Below are 18,970 nucleotides of genomic sequence, written 5' to 3' on the forward strand. Positions count from 1 at the left end.
TGGGTGGTGATAGCGGATTGTACTCAGGGATCTGCGTCGCGGGGGACGGAGGCGACATGGGCATCGAAATAAAGACGAAGGCGCGAGTTTTCCCATACGGGCGCCGCGGGGGATGTCTTGAACCAGGAGGAATCCGTGACGCCGGCGTTGTCCATTTTGGGGTTATCGGTCACGAGAGCCTGGTCGAGATTGGTCAGCACCCAGATGCGCGAAAGGGCGCTGAACTGCGCCAGCGAGATGAGTGTGGGTGGCTCGATCTGTCTGGCGGGATCGTTGTCGGTTTTTCCCAGCACGCGTTTCCCGCTGATGCCTTCGAAGGTGTAGTTCTGCACATAGTGGGGCCGGTTGCGTTTGATGACCGGGTCGTGCCGGAGAAAGCCGGGGCAGACGAGTTGGGGAACGGTTTCCTCGTCGCTGCCCAGCTTGCTCTGGTCGCGTCGGGACATGTAGGGAGCGATGGCGGGAGCGAGATAATACGGTTTGTCCGAGTTGCGGTTGAAGGTGTGATTCATGCCGAGGCCATTGGGCCCGGGCACCTTGTCCTTGTAGTCGGCGGCATACATGCTGATGGCGGTGCCGACCTGCCGGAGGTCGGACGTGGCCTGGGCCTTGCGGGCCGACTGGCGGACCCTGGCCACGGCGGGCAGGATGATCGCGGCGAGGATGCTGATGATGGCGATCACGGTCAGCAGTTCGATCAGGGTGAACGCGCCCCGGCAGTGAAGGCGGGCCGACGGGGAAAGAGGGGCAGGTGACAGGGAATGCTTCGCGGGGGTCATCGGGATGAAGAGCTTGCGGATATCCCTGCGACTGAAGGCTTGTCTGACAATAGCGGCGATGCTTATACGCATAAGCATGGATACCCAAACGGACGGCAAGCGCATCACCCAAGCCGACGTGGCGCGCCAGCTCGGTGTGACGCAGGCGGCGGTGTCCATGGCGTTCAGGAATCATCCGCGCATCTCGCGGGAGATGCGGGACCGGATTCGCGCGGCGGCGGAGCAACTGGGCTACGTGCCCGACCCGATGATGACGGCGCTGGCCGCCTACCGGAACCGTTTGCGACCGGCCAATTATCAGGGAGTGCTGGCCTGGCTGGGCCATGAAAGGCCGCCGCACGACTGGAGGCACAACAAACATTTCACCGCCTTCTTCGAAGGAGCCCGCCGCACGGCCTTGCGCCACGGATTCCAGCTGGAGGCGTTCGACACGGGAAAACGCGACCGGAGGCATCTGCGGAAAACGGCCTCGGTTCTGCGTGCGCGCAACATTGCCGGCATCCTGGTCGCGCCGCAGCCGGTGCCGGGGGCGGACCTGAGCGATTTTCCCTGGGAGGATTTCGCTGCCGTGGCGCTCGGCTACACGCTCGGCGCGCCGCGTCTGCATGTGGTGGCGGCCGCGCAGTTTCAGGCGACGGTCGAATGCGTCCGGCAGCTTCGGCAGACCGGGCACCGTCGTATCGGATTTGTCCTGACACGGGATCACGTCGAGCGCACCCGGCGCCAGTATCTGGGCGCTTATATGGCCGAGCAGGAGATGGCCGGCCTGACCGGACAGATTCCCGTCCTGATGCTGCAACAGCCCGATCCCGCGTTACTGAAAAGCTGGCTCAAAAAACATCGTCCGGATGCGATCATCGGTTCCGATTATCTGGGCGGGCGTCTGGAACAACTGGGCCGGCGGGTGCCGGAGGATATCAGCCTGGCATGCCCGAATCTTCCGGATGAAAACAGCGAGGTATCCGGCGTGTGGGAAATGCCTCTGGACAGCGGCGGCGCGGCGGCCGACCTGCTGGTATCGATGCTGCATCGGGGAGAACGCGGCGTTCCCGGCACGCCCCAGACGGTGCTCGTGGGCGGACGCTGGGTGGCCGGAAAAACACTGAAAGCGCCGTGAAACGGGGACATCAATCGGAACTTCGGGATTCAGGAATTCCGGCACGGACTGCATCGGGATCCTTCGGGCGCACGAGGTCGAAGGCGCCCGGCGGGTTGCCGACCAGATAGGCGACTTCGTCAAAATAAGCGTCGCGCGTCTCCCCCTCCGTGTGGTTGGCGACGTCGTGACAATACATGCCCCATTTCACGTAGGCTCCGTCGGTCATCCGTCCGGTGTCGTCGAATGCGCCGTTGCCGAGGTTGATGCCGGAAACTTCAACCGTAGGCGCGGCTTCGGGCGCACCGTCGATCCACGCCTTCATGACGCCGGTGTTTTTATTGGAGAAACGGACGTAAATCACAAAATCGTGCCAGACTCCCCGTTTGACGGAGGACAGGAGCGGACGCACGGCCTCGCGGGTGGCTCCGCCGGTTCCGTCCCCGGAATAACCGTCGAGCGTCAGGCGTCCGTTTGCGTTCAGGCTGAGGGCCACGGTCTTGTTCGTCTTCGGCAGCTCGCGCATCCAGCAGATCAGTTGCCCGAGGATGACTGACTTGGCGGGGAAGGTGTCGGGCAGGAGGAAGCTGAAGGCGAACCAGCCTTCTTCGGTGATGCGCGGGTTGCCGCTGCCCGATGTTCCTTCCACGCCGCGACTCGTACGCGAGCCGGTGTAGTTGCTCTGGCACCAGCGGAGGTGGTGCACCTTGCTGCCCGCGCGCGGGGCGAAACCGGACGGCTCGATGATCTCGGAAAGGTTGCCCGCCGATACCTCCACGCCAAAGGGCGCGAGCGTGTCTGACTCGAAACCGGTCGCCGCCGTCTGTCCGTGCAGGACGGGGGCGATGGCCACGCTCAAGGCGAGACCCGCCTGCGCGAGCCACCGGCGCAGGCCGCGAGCAGGGGATATATTTTTATATTGAATACTAACGATGGTCATGGGTGTGGATGTTGCCGGGGCGGCACTGGAGTCTGCGTGGGGGGCTTCCTTCACCACTTCCCGGCGCGGCGGCGGATCGCCACAATCGCGGCCACGGCGAAACCGCTGACAAGGGCGGCGGCGGCAGGCTCGGGAACCGCGGCGGCCTGGCCGACGAGCGTGATGGCGTCGAGGCGCACGTAGGCACCCGCATTATTGTGGCTGTCCCAGAAATAAAACCGGAAGGTGACGGGCTCGGAGAAGGATCCGGCGGTGGCGCTGAACGAGGTGAGGTCTAACACGGTGGGAGAGCCATACTGACCGGCGCTGCCTGAAGAGGCACTGGTCTGGAAGACGCCTTCGCCAAGTTCGGTCGAGATGGAGCCGGTCACCGCGACGACGGCCACACGCACGGTGTAGGTCTGGGCGCCGTTGTTGGAGAGGCCCAGGGTGAAGCTGAGCTGGGTGAGGTCGAGCGCCTCGGAGGGCGTGAGGGTAAAGCTGGCATAGGCGTCGCTCTCGATGGCGGCCGTCTTGGAGGCCGGGGTCTGGTTGAGGGGGACACCGAAGGCGCCATTGGTCGTTATCGTGTCGGCGAGCCCGGTCGCGGTAAAGCTGCCGGCGGAGGCCAGCCCGGAGCCGGCTGTGGACGCCACGGAGCCGCTGGAGAAGTTATAGAGCGCGAGTGTGTCGGCTTGAATGGAAGACGGAGCGAACGCGGCCATGAGGAGGGCGGCGGTTGCGGCAAGGATTTTTTGTAGTGTTTTCATGGATATAGTTGGCGAATGTTCGGATTAGATCGTGGCGTGTATGGAAAACGGGGATGAAAGGAGAGGAGGGAGAGGCTACTGGCGGGTGCACATTTCGAGGGTGATCTGGTCGCGGCGCAGGGAGGCGACGTGGCCGTCGGCAAAGAGGCAGTTGGCGCGCCCGCCGTAGCCGAAAAATCCCCCGGTGCCCGCGATGTTGTCGTAGCGGATGGTGGCGGTGAGGGTTCCGTTGGCCTGGAGATTGCCGGTGAGCTGGATGAGGTGTTGCGAGGGGGCGCTGAGGGAGGAAAGGTTGAGGTCGCTATCCGTGGCGTTGGCCTGGTTGTCGTGCTTGAGGCGGACATAGGTATTCTCGGCCCAGGTGCGCCCGGCGGCACGAAGGACGAGGGGGGATTGCAGGATCTTGCCCGAGTTCGGATTTGTGGCGGAGGCAGGGGATTCTGAAAAATAGCCCCGGAGGTAGTAACTCCAGTGCCACCAATCCGAACCGTAAACGGAGTTGCTTTTGCGTCCCGCCTGCCAGGCCATCGGGATGATATTCTTGTGGTCGCTTGCCCAGAGCAGATGCGTGACTCCAATCTGGCGCAGGTTGGAAATGCAAGTGGTCCGGGCGGCGGATTCGCGGACCTTGCCGACGGTCGGAATGATAATCGCCGCAAGGATGCCGATGATGGTGATGACCGTGAGCAGCTCGATGAGCGTGAACGCCGGGAGGGAATGCGCGCGGATGGAGCGGCGTCGGATGGCGGGATGTGGAGTAGTGGGGATAGCGTGTGAGTCCATGCGAGACCCATAATGGATTCACGCATGGAGGGTGCAACAGGATCGTTGCGCTACCTGTTGCACGACGAGGGAGACGCGCGGATGTTTTTCAGGCGGAGGACGCTTGCCGTCGGCGGGAGGGTTGGCGCGGCGGAAGGGTTTTGCCGGTTTTCCAGACACTATCGATGAGGGTGTGGACTGGCTGCTCCGGAACGCCGGTTTCGCTGCGATGGATCATGTCCACTACAAGATCGACGGCCTTGCTGCCGATGAGGGTGCTGTTTTGCGAGGTGCCGGAAAAATGGTCGTCGTCCTCGAGCACGCTGAGGCTGGCGAAGGGGGGGATGCGGGCGTTGTGCGCACGCAGGAACGTATGGATGTCGGAGTAACCGACGAGCGCGTCGAAGGGTTGCGCGGCCAGGGTTTCGGCGAGGCGCGCGGGGGCTTCGGGCGAGAGCATGGCGAGGCTGAGCCGGCCCTGGCTGGTGTCGTCGGCCAGGAGCATGCCGGCTTTCCAGTTGTGGCCGACTTTTTCGTCCCAGACGTTGCCGACGCATACGCCCACGCGGCGGTAGCCCAGGCGGTCGAGGTTGCGGAGCATGAGGAGCATGGTCCGGAATTGGTGGTTGGTGACGACGTGGAGAGCGGGCTTGAGGAGCGAGTAGCCGAGGGCGACCGCCGAAAAGCCGGTCAGGTCGAAATCGAAGATTGTGCCGGGCCGGGACTGCGGCGGCATGAGGATGCCCTGGATGCCGCGGGCCTTGAGGACGCGGCGGAGTTTGGCGGGAGTCATGCCGTCCTCGTGCGTCCAGAATTCCTCGATTTTATAGCCGAGCGTGGCGGCGCGGGCGCGGGCACCGGCAAAGTACTCGCGAAACTCGCCGACGTTGAACATGAACGGCGGGCGAGGCCAGTTGTCGATCCACGCCAGCGTGGCCTGGTAGCGGGGGCGGCGGACGGTTTTGCGATAGGCGTTGAGCGCCGTGAGCATCGGGTCGGGCGTGTAGCCCATGCGGGCGGCGGCATCCTGGACGAGTTTGCAGGTGGCCGGCGGGAGGCGGGGATGGTTGTTGAGCGCACGGGCGACGGTCGTGAAATGCAGGCCGACTTCACGGGCGATGTCGCGGACGGTGACTCGGGGCTGCATGACTCGTTTTCCGTTTCCGCCGGCACGGATGCGACACTTTTTCGTTATTGCGGAATCCGCAACTCCATGCCGATGCGCAGGGGTGTGTTTTCGCTGGCGAGCTGGTCCTGGTTGGCGGCGAGGATATCGCGCCAGCGGGAGCGGTTGTTGTAGTAGCGCTGGGCCAGACTGTAGAGCGTGTCGCCGCGGGTCACCACATGGCTGCGCATCGTGGCGCTGCCGGGAGGGCGCGAGGCGGGTTGCGCCGTCTGCTGTTGTTGTTGGGCCGGTTGCGCGGGCGGACGTATCGATGGCTGCGGGGGCGTCTGCTGCCAGCCGGCCGGCGGCGCCGGAGACAGCGGAGGCGAGATGTAGCCGTCGGGCTGCACCGGCGTGAGCGCAACCGAGGTATTGCCGCCGCCAACACCCTCTCCGGAAGGCGGCGGCGCGAGCGGAGCCTGGGCACGGCGGGCGGCTTCCTGGAGGCTGAGGCGCAAGGTCTCGCGCTCCGTCTTGAGCTGGTTGTTTTCCCGGCGCAGGGCGTCGATCTCGTTTTGCAACTCGGCGTTGCCGGACTGGTTTTCGGTCAGCAGGCTGGGCACCGTGCGGGCAAATTCCCGGATGGCGGCCTCGATCTGCCCGCGGACCTTTTCCGCCTGGGGGGAATTGACACGCAGGTCGCGGAACCGGCGGTAATGATAGATCGCGGCCAGCGGATCTTTCATGTGCCGCTGGTAAAGGATACCCGCCTCGAGGTGGGATTCGGGCGCGTTGTCGTCGCCGCGCTCGGCGATCACCTTCAGAAACTCCTTGAGCGCGTCGCCGTCGCGCCCCTGGCGCACGAGTTCCTTGCCGCGCCTGAAAGCCGGTTCGTCCACCTCGGCGGTGTACGAATCGGCCGGGCGGGGCTCGCATCCGGCGAGCGCCGCCAGCACAAGCAGGGCGAGCAGCAACCTTCTGGAAAACGAAAATCTCCTCATGAAAACGACAGGCACGGAAAATGAATTGATGGATGCGGGTTTGCTTCCAAGTCTCGCAAACTTCCCTCTGACTCAAATCCTAAATGGCTCTCGCTCCCAAATCCATTCTCGCCCATGCCCGCGAATGCCTGCAAATCGAGCAGGACGCCATCGAAGCCACCCGCACGAGTCTTGATGCCGATTTCGTAAAAGTCGCCCGGGCCGTGCAATCGGCGATCGCCGGCGGTCGCAAGCTGATCTTCACCGGCGTCGGCAAGTCGGCCCACATCTCGGTCAAGCTGACGGGCACGTTCAACAGCACCGGCATCCCGTCCTGTTTTCTCGACGCCACCCAGGCGCTGCACGGCGACCTCGGCCTGTGCAGCGAGGGCGACGTGGTCATCCTGCTGAGCAACAGCGGGCAATCCGACGAGGTCATCCGGCTCGTCACCCTCCTGAAGCGGTTTGGCGTCGTGCTCGTGGCGTTTACCAGCAATCCGGATTCCGAACTCGCCCGCCATGCGCCGCTGCGTCTCCTCTACCGGGTGCCGCGCGAGGCGTGCCCGCTGGGCATCGCGCCGACGGCGAGCACCACGGCGGCGCTCGCGCTCGGCGACGCCCTCGCGATGGTGTTGCTCAAGGAGCGCGGCCTCACGCGCGACGATTTCGCGCGTTTCCATCCGGCCGGCAACCTCGGCCGCATCCTGCTGCTGCGCGTCAGCGACATCATGCGCAGCGGCGACCGGCTGCCGACCGCGCCGGAGACGGTGACGCTCCAGGAAGCGATCCTGCGCATGACCAGGGCCAAGAGCGGCTCCATCGCGCTGCTCGCCCCGAAGACCGGCAAGCTCGCCGGCATCCTCACCGACGGCGATTTTCGCCGCGCCGCGCTCACCGGGCCGGATTTCCTGACGCAGCCGGTCGGCACGTTCATGACGCGCTCGCCCAAGACGATCCGTGACGACGCGCTCGGCGTCGATGCCCTCCGCCTTTTCGAACAACACAAGATCGACGACCTGATTGTCGTCGACCGGGCGGGTCGTCCGGTCGGCCTCGTTGACGGCCAGGATCTGCCAAAACTCAAAATTGTATGAGCGAAAAAACTACAGACAGCAGCGTCGGCAAGAGCGCCGGCGGCAATGCCGCCCGCGTCTCTCCGGCACGGGTCGCAATTATCGGCATGGGCGGCTTCGCCGGTGTCCACCAGAACGCGCTGGTGAAGCTCGAGGAGCTCGGCCAGGCGCGGCTCGTCGCCACCTGCGACCCGCGTCCCGAGGCCTTCGCGAACGAGCAGGAGCGCTGGCGTTTCGCGGCCCGCGGCGTGCGTGTTTTTGGCGATTACCGCGAGTTGCTCGATGCCTGCGGCGCGGAGCTCGACCTGATTGTCATCCCCACGCCGATCTCGCTCCACGCCGAGATGCACCGCGCCGCCGTCGAGCGCGGCATCCCCGTCTATCTCGAAAAACCGCCCTCCCTCGATCCCGCCGAGCTCGAGTCGATGATCGCCACCGATCGCGCCGCGAAAAAGGCCACCCTGGTCGGCTTCAATTTCATCATCGAAAAACCCCGCGCCGCGCTCAAGCAGCGCATCCTCGCCGGCGAGTTCGGCGCGCTCACCGACGTGCGCCTCCTCGCGCAATGGCCGCGCACCGCCGCCTATTTTTCGCGCAACAACTGGGCCGCCCGCCTCCGCACGCCCGACGGCCGCCTGCTGCTCGACTCGTGTTTCGGCAACGCCATGGCGCACTACGTGCACAACACCCTTTACTGGGCCGGCCCCGCCGCCGTGCTCGACTGGGCGCGGCTCGCGCAGGTGAAGGCCGAGCTTTACCGCGGCAACGAAATCGAGGGCACCGACACGTTTTTCACGCAGGCCGTCACGGCGACCGGCGCCACGATCCGCATCGCGCTCACGCATGCCTGCCCGGAGCCGCACATCCACCACGAGACCATCGTCCTCGAAAAAGCCCGCATCCGCTACGTAGTGGGTTCGCATTACGAAATCGTCCGGAACGACGGCCGCACCGAGCGCCAGACGCTCCCGCCCTTCGACACGCTGGTGGAGAACCACCTCGAATATTACCGTTACCTGCGCGGCGAGCTCGACCGCCCCGCGACGCGTCTGGAAGACAGCCGCGCCTTCGTGCATTTCAACGGTCTCTCGTATGTCGCAAGCGGCGAGATCACCACGATCCCGGCCGCGGCGCGGCATTTCGTGCGCAACGAGAAGGACCAGCGCGACTATCTCAACGTGACCGGGCTGGCCGGCGCGATGCAGACCTTTCTCGACGAAGGCCGCTGGCCGAGCGAGACCTGCGGCTGGCCGCGGCAGCGTCCGGCCGCCGTGGTGGCGCCTTCGGACATCACCCGCCTCGGCGAGACGATCACGCGGATCACGGGCGCGTGAAAAAACGCTGATATGCGCGGATCCCTCCCGCGCTTTTCAGGCTGAACAGACTCGAAACCGGGTGGCCGCTCTCAGCGCAGCGCCTCCCGCACCACCCACGCCGCGAAGCCGAGCAGGACCACGCCGAAGGCGCGCGGCAGCCAGCGTTGCGCCCGGGCCAGTTGCCTCGCCACCGGCGGAAACAGCAACGCCCACGTGATCAGCAACCACATGACGGCGCCGTGGACGACGACCGTGACCGGCATGAGCACGCGCCACTGCCAGGCCGACTCCGCCGTCACGAACTGCGAGAACAGGCTCACGAAAAAAACGAACACCTTCACATTGGTGACGTTGCACAAAAACCCTTCCATGAATCCCGCCGCCGCCTGTTTGCGGTCGCGGTCGGCAGGGAGGTGCTGGCGGACGGCTGCTGCCGCCGCGACCGGCAGGGCGGCGGCGGATGCCGGCGCGTTTGCGTTTTGCCTGCCGCCCTCCTCCACCGTCACCGCATCCGCCGCCGGCCGGGCCAGCAAGGCTTTCAGCCCGATCCACGCCAGAAACAGGGCGCCGGCGAGCTGGATTGTCCGCAATACGAGGGCAGGCGCCACCGCCAGCCCGAGCGACAGCGCGGTCACCTGCAACCCGAGCCCGGCCGCGATGCCCCAGCCCGTGGCGAAAGCCCGTGCGCGCGAACCGCTCATGCTGTTCCTGACGATGAGAAAAAAGTCAGGCCCCGGACTCAGCAACCCGACCGTGAGGATGCCCAGAAGTGTAACCAGTTGAGGGAACATGGAAGCCGGCGAGCGAAGCATTTTTGCCAACGGCTGTCCAAACCGGATTCGGACCGGAGGCGGGGCGAGGATGCCCCCCCCCTGCATTCCGCCTTTCTGCGGCGAAGCCACCCTGGAGTGCGGCAGTCCTCTGCCGCTTTTTTGGAGCGGAAAGCGGCAGAGGACTGCCGCACTCCAAGGCTGGCTTCGCCAGCATCCGGCGGGGCGGGAAGGGCGTGACCGGAAGACGCAACGGTTGCCATTCCGGAGGCGAGGCGCACAGTGGATAATCATGGCCAAGCCGCCCGTCGCCACCGTTTTTGCCGTACCCGCTTCCACCCGCCGTCGTCAACGTTCCGCCGCGCCGCTCCGGTTTCCGGCGTCCGGCCGCACGCCGGCGCCGAAGGGCAACCCGCTCCTCGACTCGGCCCGCTTCCTCGACTGGCTCCAGCCCGGCATCCACGCCGACCTGATCGGCGGCCACATTTTCAAGCGCTCCCCCGTCGCGCTCAACCACGCCCGCATTGTCAATTTTCTGGACAGCCTCCTGCACCAGTACATCGAGGAATTCGAACTCGGTGAACTGCACCGCGAAACCGTCGCGGTGCGGCTCAGTCCGCGGGATACCTTTTTGCCTGATTTGTCGTATTTTACCCCGGAGCAGGTAGCCCGGCTGGGCGTCACCCATGCGGATTTTGCGCCCACGCTCGTGGTCGAGGTGCTCTCTCCGGCCACCGCCCGCCGCGACCGCGAGGCCAAGTTTTCCGCCTACGAGGCGCACGGCGTCCAGGAGTACTGGGTGATCGATCCCGACAAGGCCGACCACCATTTCTATCGCCGCGCCGGTGATCTTTTTGGCGAATACGCCACCGGCGATGACGGCCAGGATCGCATCGACGCCATGAGCATCCCCGGTTTCTGGCTGCGCCGCGAATGGCTCGCCCACGCCGCCCGGCTCCCGGCCGTGGCCCCCTGTCTCGCCGAGCTGCGCGCCGCCCGCAAGCGCCGCCGCTGATCCGCCCTAATGCCGGGCTCAACCGCCGCTTATTTCCGCGGCCATTCCCCGCCGGCGCGAAAAAATGCCTGCCTCGCCCCGTCGTTTGCTGCCAGAGTGATCGACCATTGACCTTTCGCCGGGCGGCACGACCAAACCGCTGCCCGGTCGACCAACACATCCATCAACGACCGATCCGCACGACCATGGCCACGCCCGCCTTCACCTATCAGGACACCTTCCCGCTCGGCGCCGACGACACCGAGTACCGTCTCATTTCCCGCGAGGGCCTTTCCACCGGTTCATTCGAGGGACAGGAAATCCTCAAGGTCGAGCCCGAGGCCCTCGCCTACCTCGCCCGCGAGGCCTTCCGCGACGCCTCCTTCCTCCTCCGCGAAAAACACCTGAAGCAGGTCGCCGCCATCCTCGACGACCCCGAGGCCTCGGCCAACGACCGCTACGTCGCGCTCACCCTCCTCAAGAACGCCGAAATCTCCGCCGAAGGCATCCTGCCCTTCTGCCAGGACACCGGCACCGCCACCATCGTCGGCAAGAAAGGCCAGCAGGTCTGGACCGGCGCCGACGACGCCGAATGGCTCTCGAAGGGCGTCTACGAAACCTACACGAAGGAAAACCTCCGCTACTCGCAGACCGCCCCGCTTGACATGTACAAGGAGACCAACACCGGCACCAACCTCCCCGCGCAGATCGACCTCTACGCCACGCCGGGCGCCGAGTACAAATTCCTCTTCGTCGCCAAGGGCGGCGGCTCCGCCAACAAAAACTTCCTCTTCCAGGAAACCAAGGCCCTCCTCAACCCGAAGAGCCTCGAAAAGTTCTTCACCGAAAAACTCTCCTACCTCGGCACCGCCGCCTGCCCGCCTTACCACCTCACCTTCGTGATTGGCGGCACCAGCGCCGAAACCTGCCTGAAAACCGTCAAACTCGCCTCCACCAAGTACTACGACGCGCTCCCCACATCCGGCAACGAGCACGGCCGCGCCTTCCGCTGCCTCGAAACCGAAAAAATGGTCCTGCGCATCGCCCAGCAGAGCGGCATCGGCGCGCAGTTCGGCGGCAAGTACTTCGCGCTCGACGTGCGCGTCGTCCGCCTGCCCCGCCACGGCGCGAGCTGCCCCGTCGGCATGGGCGTCTCCTGCTCGGCCGACCGCAACATCAAGGCCAGGATCAACAAGGACGGCATCTGGCTCGAAAAACTCGAGACCAACCCCGGCCGTTTCATCCCCGCCGAACACCGCCAGATCAAAGACGACAACGTCGTCCGCGTGGACCTCAACCAGCCGATGAAGGACATCCTCGCCACGCTGTCGAAACTCCCCGTGACGACCCGCGTGCTCCTCAACGGCCCGCTCGTCGTCGCGCGCGACATCGCCCACGCCAAGCTCAAGGAGCGCGTCGATGCCGGCCAGGGCCTGCCCGACTACATCAAAAACCACCCCGTTTATTATGCCGGCCCCGCGAAGACGCCCAAGGGCTACGCCTCCGGCAGCTTCGGCCCCACGACGGCCGGCCGCATGGACAGCTATGTGGATCTCTTCCAGTCCGACGGCGGCTCGATGGTGATGCTGGCCAAGGGCAACCGGAGCAAGGCCGTGACCGACGCCTGCAAGAAACACGGCGGTTTTTATCTCGGCTCCATCGGCGGTCCGGCGGCGATTCTGGCGAAAGAGAACATCAAGAAAGTCGAGCTCCTCGAGTATCCCGAACTCGGCATGGAAGCCGTGTGGAAGATCGATGTCGTCGATTTCCCGGCCTTCGTGCTCGTGGACGACAAGGGCAACGACTTTTTTGTGCAAAACGCCGCCTGCGCCTGCGCCGCCAACACGGCCGCGAACGGTGCGAAGCCCGCGGCGAAATAATAGCGACATCCCGAAACCTTCAGATTTTTACACCCAGGCCGCAAAGAACGCAAAGGATTGCTGATCCTGCTCTTCGCGTTCTTTGCGATCTTTGTGTAAAGTCAAAAATATCCGGGACACCGGTATGACGTTCGCAATTACAGGGTGCCGTTCCTTGGGGTGAAACCGCCGGTCGTTCACCACCGCTCCACCGGCCCCTTCGGCACGGGAATCGCCTCGCGATCCGCCGCCGCCCCCGCCTCGCCGGGGGCGCGCATGAAGGATGCCGTCAGCGGTTCGAGCCGGAAACGCGGCAGCAACTCGCCACGCTCGTCGCAAAACTGCGCGCGCCAGGCGGTGTACTCCGCGATCAGCGCCTCGAAACCGGCGCGGGAGGTGAGCGTCAGGACTTTTTGTTTAAAAAACTTCGCCGGCCCGAACCGGCGCGCGTACCAGGGCGCCACGCGACGGAAAAGGCGGACGCCGTGTTCCTCGCCGTAAAATTCGCAATAACGTTCAAAATGCCGGCGCATCACGCGCACGCGCTCTCCGAAGCCGGGCTCCGGAAGGAGTTCGCCGGTGCGCAGGAGGTGATCGGTGCGCCGGAAAATCCACGGATCGTAAAACGCCCCGCGCCCGACGCTCACACCGGCGCACCCGGTTTCGGCGATCATGTGGCGCGCGGCTTCGGGAGTCGTGATGTCGCCGTTGCCGATGACCGGCAGCCCCGGCACCGCTTCGACGACGGCGCGGATGCCGGCGAGATTGACCGTGCCGGAAAAGCCCTGCGCGCGGGTACGGCCGTGGACAAAAATCGCGGCAATGCCGACGTCGGCGAGCACGCGGGCGAGGTCGGGCGCGGTGAGGTTGTTGTCATCCCAGCCGAGGCGCATTTTTGCGGTGACCGGGATTCCCCCCCCTCCCCCCCCCGACCGCCTCGATCATGCCGCGCACCAGCGCGGCGGTTTTTTTGAGTTCGGTCATCATGGCGGAGCCGCCGCCGATGCTGACGACTTTTTTGACGGGACATCCCATGTTGATGTCCACCGATTGCGCGCCCAGTTCCTTGCAGACGACGGCGGCGTCGCGCATTTCTTCCGGCACCGCGCCGAAGAGCTGGATGGCGAGCGGCTGGTCGCCGGGCGCGGTGGCGACGAGGCGCATCGCGCCCTTGCTGCGCTCGAGGAGCGAACGGGCGTTGACGAGGTCGGTGGTGGCGAGGCCGAGCCCGCCGAGTTCGCGCACGGTGAGCCGCATCGGCAGGTTGGTGTAGCCGGCGAGCGGTGAAAGAAACAGATTGGACGACAGCGTGAGCGGCCCGATGCGCATGGGCAGGAGAGTGGGCGGGAAACAGGCGGTTGTGCAACCTGGCGTTCCCGGGAAACTCGTGCCAGGCTGGCAGGCAATGGCTTCCGGTTCCAGACCCACAAACGCTCCCGCCACCGCGCCAGTCCTGCTCTTCGACGGCGAGTGCGGGCTGTGTGTGGCGCTGATGCGGTTTCTCCTGAAGCGGAGCAGGCGCCTGCACGCCGCGCCGTTGCAGGGGCCGACGGCCCGGGAGCTTTGCCGGCGCGCGGGGCTGCCCGCTCCGGCCACCCCGCAAGACTTCGATTCACTGGTTCTCATTTACGACCGGCAACACCCGGAAGCCGGTCACGCGCTGCGGACCGATGGCGTGGTGGCGTTGTCACGGTTGCTCGGTCCGGGCTGGCGCGCCGCCGGCACCGCGCTCGGCTGGCTGCCGGGCGGATGGCGCGACGCCGGCTACCGCGTGGTGGCCCGTTTCCGGAAAAAACTGTGGGGCTCCCCTCGCCTCCCGCTCCCGGATGCGCGGACCGGCCAGCCGCCGGCGTGGGCGGAGCGGCTTTTGCCATGAACGGGCCGGGAATCCGCAGCCGAAAGCACGCAGGATCTCCCGGCCCGACGATGCTTCCACCGCAAAAAATCCGCAATCAGGCGTGAAATCGGCGGTGCTCTCGTTCTAGTGTGGTCCCCTTCATGCATCCTTCCCCGACGCCGCCCTCACCCGCGACGCGCCTGACCAATGGCGTACTCGTCCGGCGGTTGTTCAATCTGGCCTGGCGTTACCGGAAGCAGTGCCTCCAGGTGCTGTCGCTCCAGCTCGTGTTGCTGACACTCGGTCTGAGCGGACTTTCGCTCACTGGCATGGGCATCGACTACATCCGCCACGTCGTCTCGCCCGTCGGGCCGGACGGCGCGCACGCCGTGCCGATGCCGGAGATGAAATACATCCCTGCGCTGCCCGAGGAGGCGCGGCCCATCCTCGTGCTGCTCGCCATCGCCGGCACCATCCTCGGGTTCGCCGCCGTGCGCTCGTCGCTCAACTACGCCTACACGGTGGCGATCAACCGCCTCGTGCAACAACGCCTCGTCGTCGACCTGCGCGCGGAAATCTACGAAAAACTGCAACGCCTCTCGTTCCGCTTCTTCGACGCCAACACGACCGGGTCGGTCATCACCCGGGTCACCGGCGACGTGCAGGCCGTGCGCATGTTTGTCGACCAGGTCATGATCCAGAGCGTCATCATGATCGTGTCGCTCACGGTCTATATCATCTACATGACGCACCTGAGCGTGCCGCTGACGCTGCTCTGCCTGGGCACGACGCCGGTGCTGGCGATCATGTCGACAACCTTTTCGCGCATCATCCAGCCGCGCTACGCCCGCAACCGCACGCTGGTGGAGCGGCTCGTGCAGCGGTTCACGGAATCGATCCAGGGCATCCAGGTCATCAAGGCGTTCGGACGCGAGGAGGAGGACCGCGCCGCCTTCGAGAGCGCCAACCGCGAAGTGTACGACCAGCAACGCAGCATCTTTTTTCGCGTCAGCCTGTTCTCGCCGGCAGTGGGCCTCCTGACCCGCATCAACATCCTCGCGCTGCTCGGTTACGGCGGCTGGCTCGTGATCCAGGGCCGGCTGCCGCTCGGCACGGGGCTCGTCGTGTTTGCCGGGTTGCTCGAACAGTTTTCCGGCCAGGTCAACCAGGTGGCCACGCTCGTCAACAGCGTGCAACAGTCGCTCATCGGCGCGCGCCGTGTGTTCGAGATCATCGACTCGCCGGTCGAGGTGCAGAATATCCCCGACCCGATCCGCCGTCCGCGTCTGGAGGGCGACGTGCGGTTCGAGAACGTCTCCTTCAGCTACGTGGGCCGCGACGCCGTCCTCGACAACATCAGCCTGCACGCGGCGCCCGGGCACTGCATCGCCATCCTCGGCGCGACCGGCGCCGGCAAGAGTTCTCTGATGAGCCTCATCCCGCGCTTTTTCGACGTGACCGCCGGCCGCGTCCTCATCGACGGCATCGACGTGCGCCGCCTCCACCTCGACGACCTGCGGCGCGGCATCGGCATCGTCTTCCAGGAAAGTTTTCTCTTCTCCAACACCGTCGCCGCCAACATCGCCTTCGGTCATCCCGACGCCACCCGCGAGCAGGTGGAGCGCGCCGCGCGCATCGCCGCCGCGCACGACTTCATCCTGGAGCTGCCGCAGGGTTACGACACCATCCTCGGCGAAGGCGGCAACAGCCTCTCCGGCGGCCAGCGCCAGCGCCTCGCCCTCGCCCGCGCCATCCTCCTGGAGCCCGCCATCCTGCTCCTCGACGACCCCACCGCCGCCATCGACGCGCAGACCGAGCACGAGATTTTCGAGGCCCTGCAAAACGCCATCGCCGGCCGCACCACCTTCATCGTCGCCCACCGCGTGAGCACCCTGCGCCGGGCCGACGAGATCATCGTGCTGGAGCGCGGCCGCATCGTGCAACGCGGCTCGCACGAACAACTCCTCCGCCAGGCCGGCGCCTACCGCCGCGTGGCCGCGCTGCAACTCGTGGACGGCGCGAAGCTCGACGCCGCGCCGGTGTTTCCCGAGGCCTCGCTGCAATCAACCGCCAACCTGCCGCCGCCCGTCGCGCCGACGATACGGAAGGAGGACAAGGCATGAGCACCGCAAAACCTTCCGCCCCTGGCGCACCCGACCGCCCCGACCGCCTGCTCACCGTCCACAAGGATTCGCGCTTCGAGACCGACGACGCCCAGTTCAAGCCCCTCCAGTGGTCGCTCATCCGGCGGATGTTCGGCTACACCCGGCACGTCGCCGCGAAGCGCAACTGGCTCATTTTCCTGACGCTGTGCCGCGCGATGCAGCTCCCCGCGCTCACGTGGCTGATGAGCGTGATCATCGCCGGACCCATCGCCCGGCACGAATGGAGCACCGTCATCGCCATGCTCTTCGCCTACGGCGGCCTCGCCCTGGTCACCGAGGGCATGTTCCACTTCCGCCAGCGGTTCGCGCTCGAGATCGGCGAGACGGTGGTCAACCGCCTGCGCAGCGAAGTCTTCGACGCCGTGCAGCGCCAGCCGATGAGTTTTTTCCACCGCACGAAACTCGGCCGTATCCTCAGCCGCATGACATCCGACGTGGACGCGCTGCGCACCGGCATCCAGGACGTGTTTTTCGTGAGCATCGTGCAGGTCGGGCAGATGAGCTTCGCCGCGCTCGTCATGCTCTGGACGGACTGGAAGATGTTTCTCGTCGTCGCCGGCCTCGCCCCGATCCTGTGGGGGCTCAACCGCCGCTTCCGTGTCAGGCTCAGCCGCTATTCGCGCGCCTCGCAGGAAAGCTTCAGCCGGGTGACGGCCACGCTCGCCGAATCCGTCAACGGCATCCGTGTGACCCAGGGGTTTGTCCGCCAGGAGACCAACGCCGGCCTCTTCCGCCAGCTCCTCTCCGACCATTCGCAGCACAACATCAACCTTGCCCGCACCTCCGCCGTCCTCACGCCGATCCTCGAGCTCAACAGCCAGCTCTTCATTTCCGTGCTGCTCATGCTCGGCGGCTGGCGCGCCTTTTCCGGGGCCATCGGTCTCGAGGACCTGATCACGTTTTTCTTTGTCGCCAACCTCTTCTTCTCGCCCATCCAGGTCATCGCCAACCAGTACAACCAGGCGCTCATCGCCATGGCCTCGGCCGAGCGCGTGTTCCGGCTCATCGACCTGAAGCCCGAATGGACCGACGCGCCCGACGCGCAAGACCTCCCCGATCCGCGCTGCGGCTTCGCAGCAGCTTCCGCTCAGGGTTCAGGGTTCGGAGTTCAGGGTCCAGGCAATGCCACGCCGCCCGCATCCGCCACATCGGCCGACAACTCCAGACCCGAAACTCCAGACTCCGGACTGGCGGCGGCCTCAGCCGCCGCCGGGCTGCGCATCGAATTCCGCAACGTGACCTTCGGCTACAACCCGGAGGTGCCCGTCCTGCGCGACATCACCTTCACGGCGGAGCCCGGGCAGACGATCGCGCTCGTCGGCCATACCGGCAGCGGCAAGAGCTCGATCATCAATCTCGTCTCCAAATTTTACCTGCCCACCTCCGGCGAACTGCTCATCGACCACCGCGATATCCACACGATCACCGGCCATTCGCTGCACCGGCAGACGGGCATGGTCACGCAGCAAAATTTCCTCTTCAGCGGCACCGTGCTCGACAACATCCTCATGGCCCGGCCCGAGGCGACGGAAGACGACGTGCGCGCCGCCGCCGCCTCCATCGACTGCCTCGACCTGCTCGACGCGCTTCCCGGCGGCCTGCGCACGGAGGTCGGCGCCGGCGGCGGCGGCATTTCGCTCGGGCAGCGGCAGCTCGTGTGCTTCACCCGCGCCATGCTCGCCGGCCCGCGGCTCGTCATCCTCGACGAGGCCACGAGCGCCATCGACGCGCTCACCGAAGCCCGCCTCCAGCGCGCCCTGCAACTCCTCCTGTGCGGCCGCACCAGCATTGTCGTGGCGCACCGCCTGAGCACGATCCGGTACGCCGATCTTGTCCTCGTTCTCGACCAGGGGCGCATCATCGAAAGCGGCACGCACGACCAGCTCGTGGCCGCCGGCGGAGCCTATGCCTCGCTGCACGGACAGTTCGCCAAGGCGGGGGGAACGGCCGGAGATGCGTAGTTGGATGTCAACTACCGGCGGGCCGGCTGCTTTTGAAAGCTCGGGGGCAACTCCGCAAGTTTGAAATTCCCCCTCTGAAAAGCCTGATTTTATACCAAAAATCGTTGTTGCGTTCGCGGACGCGAAATCCAGGACTAACGCCGCTATGGCTAAAAAAGCTCCTACACGTAAACCCAATGCAGCCTTCATGAAACCGGTTCAACCTGACGATGCCCTCGCGGCGGTCGTTGGCGCGAAACCTCTTCCTCGTACCGAGCTCACCAAGAAGCTCTGGGAGTACATCAAGAAGAACAAGCTCCAGGATCCGAAGGAGAAGACCAAGATCAACGCTGACGCCGCTCTGAAAGCCGTTTTCAATGGCAAGAAGACCGTCACGATGTTCGAGATGACGAAGCTCGTCTCCGGTCACCTGAAGGCCTGAACTGCTGCATGGCAGTTTTCGGTTTTTGCAAGAACCGCCGAAGCGAAAGCTCCGGCGGTTTTTTTTTGTTGGCCGTGGGGGGGGGCGCTTCCACTCGTTCTCATTCTCGTTCTCCTGCTCTTTCTCCGGATCGGGATCTTTCTCGTACTCCTTCTCTTACTCG

General features: G+C 65.4%; 16 protein-coding genes and 1 pseudogene. 9 read left to right on the forward strand and 8 right to left on the reverse strand.

All coding sequences use genetic code 11. The annotated features are described in order from the left end of the window. Nucleotides 1-23: 23 nt before the first annotated feature. Entirely contained in the window at nucleotides 24-779 is a 756-nt protein-coding gene (locus OPIT5_05225) for an N-terminal cleavage protein (protein ID AHF89718.1), read from the reverse strand. 76 nt (nucleotides 780-855) lie between these two features. Here OPIT5_05225 and OPIT5_05230 point away from each other — a divergent pair, with 76 nt between their 5' ends. Further along, on the forward strand, nucleotides 856-1,896 hold the full coding sequence (locus tag OPIT5_05230; GenBank protein ID AHF89719.1) for a LacI family transcriptional regulator: 1,041 nt from the start codon (nucleotides 856-858) through the stop codon (nucleotides 1,894-1,896). 10 nt (nucleotides 1,897-1,906) lie between these two features. Here OPIT5_05230 and OPIT5_05235 read toward each other — a convergent pair whose 3' ends face one another. The 5 genes from OPIT5_05235 to OPIT5_05255 form a co-directional block, all read right to left on the reverse strand. Then, the gene (locus OPIT5_05235) at nucleotides 1,907-2,815 is read right to left on the reverse strand and encodes a hypothetical protein (protein AHF94101.1); all 909 of its coding nucleotides are present in this window, start codon (nucleotides 2,813-2,815) and stop codon (nucleotides 1,907-1,909) included. A gap of 50 nt (nucleotides 2,816-2,865) precedes the next feature. After that, nucleotides 2,866-3,564: a hypothetical protein gene (locus OPIT5_05240; GenBank protein AHF94102.1), complete on the reverse strand. Its 699-nt coding sequence runs from the start codon at nucleotides 3,562-3,564 to the stop codon at nucleotides 2,866-2,868. A 75-nt stretch (nucleotides 3,565-3,639) separates the two neighbouring features. After that, a complete protein-coding gene (locus OPIT5_05245) occupies nucleotides 3,640-4,347 on the reverse strand; it encodes a hypothetical protein (protein ID AHF94103.1) in 708 nt (235 codons plus the stop codon). Between the two features lie 88 nt (nucleotides 4,348-4,435). Beyond that, nucleotides 4,436-5,473, reverse strand: coding sequence for a LacI family transcriptional regulator (locus tag OPIT5_05250; GenBank protein AHF89720.1), 1,038 nt, complete (start codon nucleotides 5,471-5,473; stop codon nucleotides 4,436-4,438). Nucleotides 5,474-5,517: 44 nt separating this feature from the next. Beyond that, complete coding sequence (locus OPIT5_05255) at nucleotides 5,518-6,432, reverse strand: peptidoglycan-binding protein (protein ID AHF89721.1); 915 nt, start codon at nucleotides 6,430-6,432, stop codon at nucleotides 5,518-5,520. Between the two features lie 83 nt (nucleotides 6,433-6,515). Here OPIT5_05255 and OPIT5_05260 point away from each other — a divergent pair, with 83 nt between their 5' ends. After that, nucleotides 6,516-7,505, forward strand: a complete 990-nt coding sequence (locus tag OPIT5_05260; protein AHF89722.1) for a KpsF/GutQ family protein — start codon at nucleotides 6,516-6,518, stop codon at nucleotides 7,503-7,505. Beyond that, nucleotides 7,502-8,818 carry an oxidoreductase gene (locus OPIT5_05265; GenBank protein AHF89723.1) on the forward strand — a complete coding sequence of 439 codons (1,317 nt, stop codon included), beginning with the start codon at nucleotides 7,502-7,504 and terminating at the stop codon, nucleotides 8,816-8,818. The genes OPIT5_05260 and OPIT5_05265 overlap by 4 nt, the downstream gene beginning before the upstream one ends. A gap of 71 nt (nucleotides 8,819-8,889) precedes the next feature. Here OPIT5_05265 and OPIT5_05270 read toward each other — a convergent pair whose 3' ends face one another. Then, complete coding sequence (locus OPIT5_05270; GenBank protein ID AHF89724.1) at nucleotides 8,890-9,591, reverse strand: lysine transporter LysE; 702 nt, start codon at nucleotides 9,589-9,591, stop codon at nucleotides 8,890-8,892. 271 nt (nucleotides 9,592-9,862) lie between these two features. Here OPIT5_05270 and OPIT5_05275 point away from each other — a divergent pair, with 271 nt between their 5' ends. Both OPIT5_05275 and OPIT5_05280 read left to right on the forward strand, forming a co-directional pair. Next, nucleotides 9,863-10,585 carry a hypothetical protein gene (locus tag OPIT5_05275; GenBank protein ID AHF89725.1) on the forward strand — a complete coding sequence of 241 codons (723 nt, stop codon included), beginning with the start codon at nucleotides 9,863-9,865 and terminating at the stop codon, nucleotides 10,583-10,585. 185 nt (nucleotides 10,586-10,770) lie between these two features. Beyond that, nucleotides 10,771-12,444, forward strand: a complete 1,674-nt coding sequence (locus tag OPIT5_05280) for a fumarate hydratase (GenBank protein AHF89726.1) — start codon at nucleotides 10,771-10,773, stop codon at nucleotides 12,442-12,444. Between the two features lie 176 nt (nucleotides 12,445-12,620). Here the strand turns inward: OPIT5_05280 and OPIT5_05285 are convergent. Further along, nucleotides 12,621-13,752 (reverse strand): annotated as a pseudogene (locus OPIT5_05285) (hydrogenase). 76 nt (nucleotides 13,753-13,828) lie between these two features. Between OPIT5_05285 and OPIT5_05290 the strand changes: the two are divergent. From OPIT5_05290 to OPIT5_05305, 4 genes are all read left to right on the forward strand, one after another. Next, on the forward strand, nucleotides 13,829-14,299 hold the full coding sequence (locus OPIT5_05290) for a membrane protein (protein AHF89727.1): 471 nt from the start codon (nucleotides 13,829-13,831) through the stop codon (nucleotides 14,297-14,299). A 122-nt stretch (nucleotides 14,300-14,421) separates the two neighbouring features. Next, the gene (locus OPIT5_05295; GenBank protein ID AHF89728.1) at nucleotides 14,422-16,383 is read left to right on the forward strand and encodes a sugar ABC transporter; all 1,962 of its coding nucleotides are present in this window, start codon (nucleotides 14,422-14,424) and stop codon (nucleotides 16,381-16,383) included. Continuing rightward, the gene (locus tag OPIT5_05300) at nucleotides 16,380-18,386 is read left to right on the forward strand and encodes a sugar ABC transporter (GenBank protein AHF89729.1); all 2,007 of its coding nucleotides are present in this window, start codon (nucleotides 16,380-16,382) and stop codon (nucleotides 18,384-18,386) included. Before OPIT5_05295 ends, OPIT5_05300 begins: the two co-directional genes overlap by 4 nt. A gap of 187 nt (nucleotides 18,387-18,573) precedes the next feature. Then, nucleotides 18,574-18,807: an SWIB (YM74) complex protein gene (locus tag OPIT5_05305; protein ID AHF89730.1), complete on the forward strand. Its 234-nt coding sequence runs from the start codon at nucleotides 18,574-18,576 to the stop codon at nucleotides 18,805-18,807. The last annotated feature ends 163 nt before the right edge of the window (nucleotides 18,808-18,970 follow it).

This window comes from Opitutaceae bacterium TAV5, from assembly GCA_000242935.3.
Taxonomy (GTDB): Bacteria; Verrucomicrobiota; Verrucomicrobiia; order Opitutales; family Opitutaceae; genus Geminisphaera.

Bases quoted from the DNA above. Each gene is read 5' to 3' on its own strand.
- OPIT5_05305 (AHF89730.1), top strand. From the start codon at position 18,574: ATGAAACCGGTTCAACCTGACGATGCCCTCGCGGCGGTCGTTGGCGCG.
- OPIT5_05240 (AHF94102.1), bottom strand. From the start codon at position 3,564: ATGAAAACACTACAAAAAATCCTTGCCGCAACCGCCGCCCTCCTCATG.
- OPIT5_05295 (AHF89728.1), top strand. From the start codon at position 14,422: ATGCATCCTTCCCCGACGCCGCCCTCACCCGCGACGCGCCTGACCAAT.
- OPIT5_05255 (AHF89721.1), bottom strand. From the start codon at position 6,432: ATGAGGAGATTTTCGTTTTCCAGAAGGTTGCTGCTCGCCCTGCTTGTG.
- OPIT5_05245 (AHF94103.1), bottom strand. From the start codon at position 4,347: ATGGACTCACACGCTATCCCCACTACTCCACATCCCGCCATCCGACGC.
- OPIT5_05230 (AHF89719.1), top strand. From the start codon at position 856: ATGGATACCCAAACGGACGGCAAGCGCATCACCCAAGCCGACGTGGCG.
- OPIT5_05265 (AHF89723.1), top strand. From the start codon at position 7,502: ATGAGCGAAAAAACTACAGACAGCAGCGTCGGCAAGAGCGCCGGCGGC.
- OPIT5_05290 (AHF89727.1), top strand. From the start codon at position 13,829: ATGGCTTCCGGTTCCAGACCCACAAACGCTCCCGCCACCGCGCCAGTC.
- OPIT5_05260 (AHF89722.1), top strand. From the start codon at position 6,516: ATGGCTCTCGCTCCCAAATCCATTCTCGCCCATGCCCGCGAATGCCTG.
- OPIT5_05225 (AHF89718.1), bottom strand. From the start codon at position 779: ATGACCCCCGCGAAGCATTCCCTGTCACCTGCCCCTCTTTCCCCGTCG.
- OPIT5_05250 (AHF89720.1), bottom strand. From the start codon at position 5,473: ATGCAGCCCCGAGTCACCGTCCGCGACATCGCCCGTGAAGTCGGCCTG.
- OPIT5_05275 (AHF89725.1), top strand. From the start codon at position 9,863: ATGGCCAAGCCGCCCGTCGCCACCGTTTTTGCCGTACCCGCTTCCACC.
- OPIT5_05300 (AHF89729.1), top strand. From the start codon at position 16,380: ATGAGCACCGCAAAACCTTCCGCCCCTGGCGCACCCGACCGCCCCGAC.
- OPIT5_05280 (AHF89726.1), top strand. From the start codon at position 10,771: ATGGCCACGCCCGCCTTCACCTATCAGGACACCTTCCCGCTCGGCGCC.
- OPIT5_05270 (AHF89724.1), bottom strand. From the start codon at position 9,591: ATGTTCCCTCAACTGGTTACACTTCTGGGCATCCTCACGGTCGGGTTG.
- OPIT5_05235 (AHF94101.1), bottom strand. From the start codon at position 2,815: ATGACCATCGTTAGTATTCAATATAAAAATATATCCCCTGCTCGCGGC.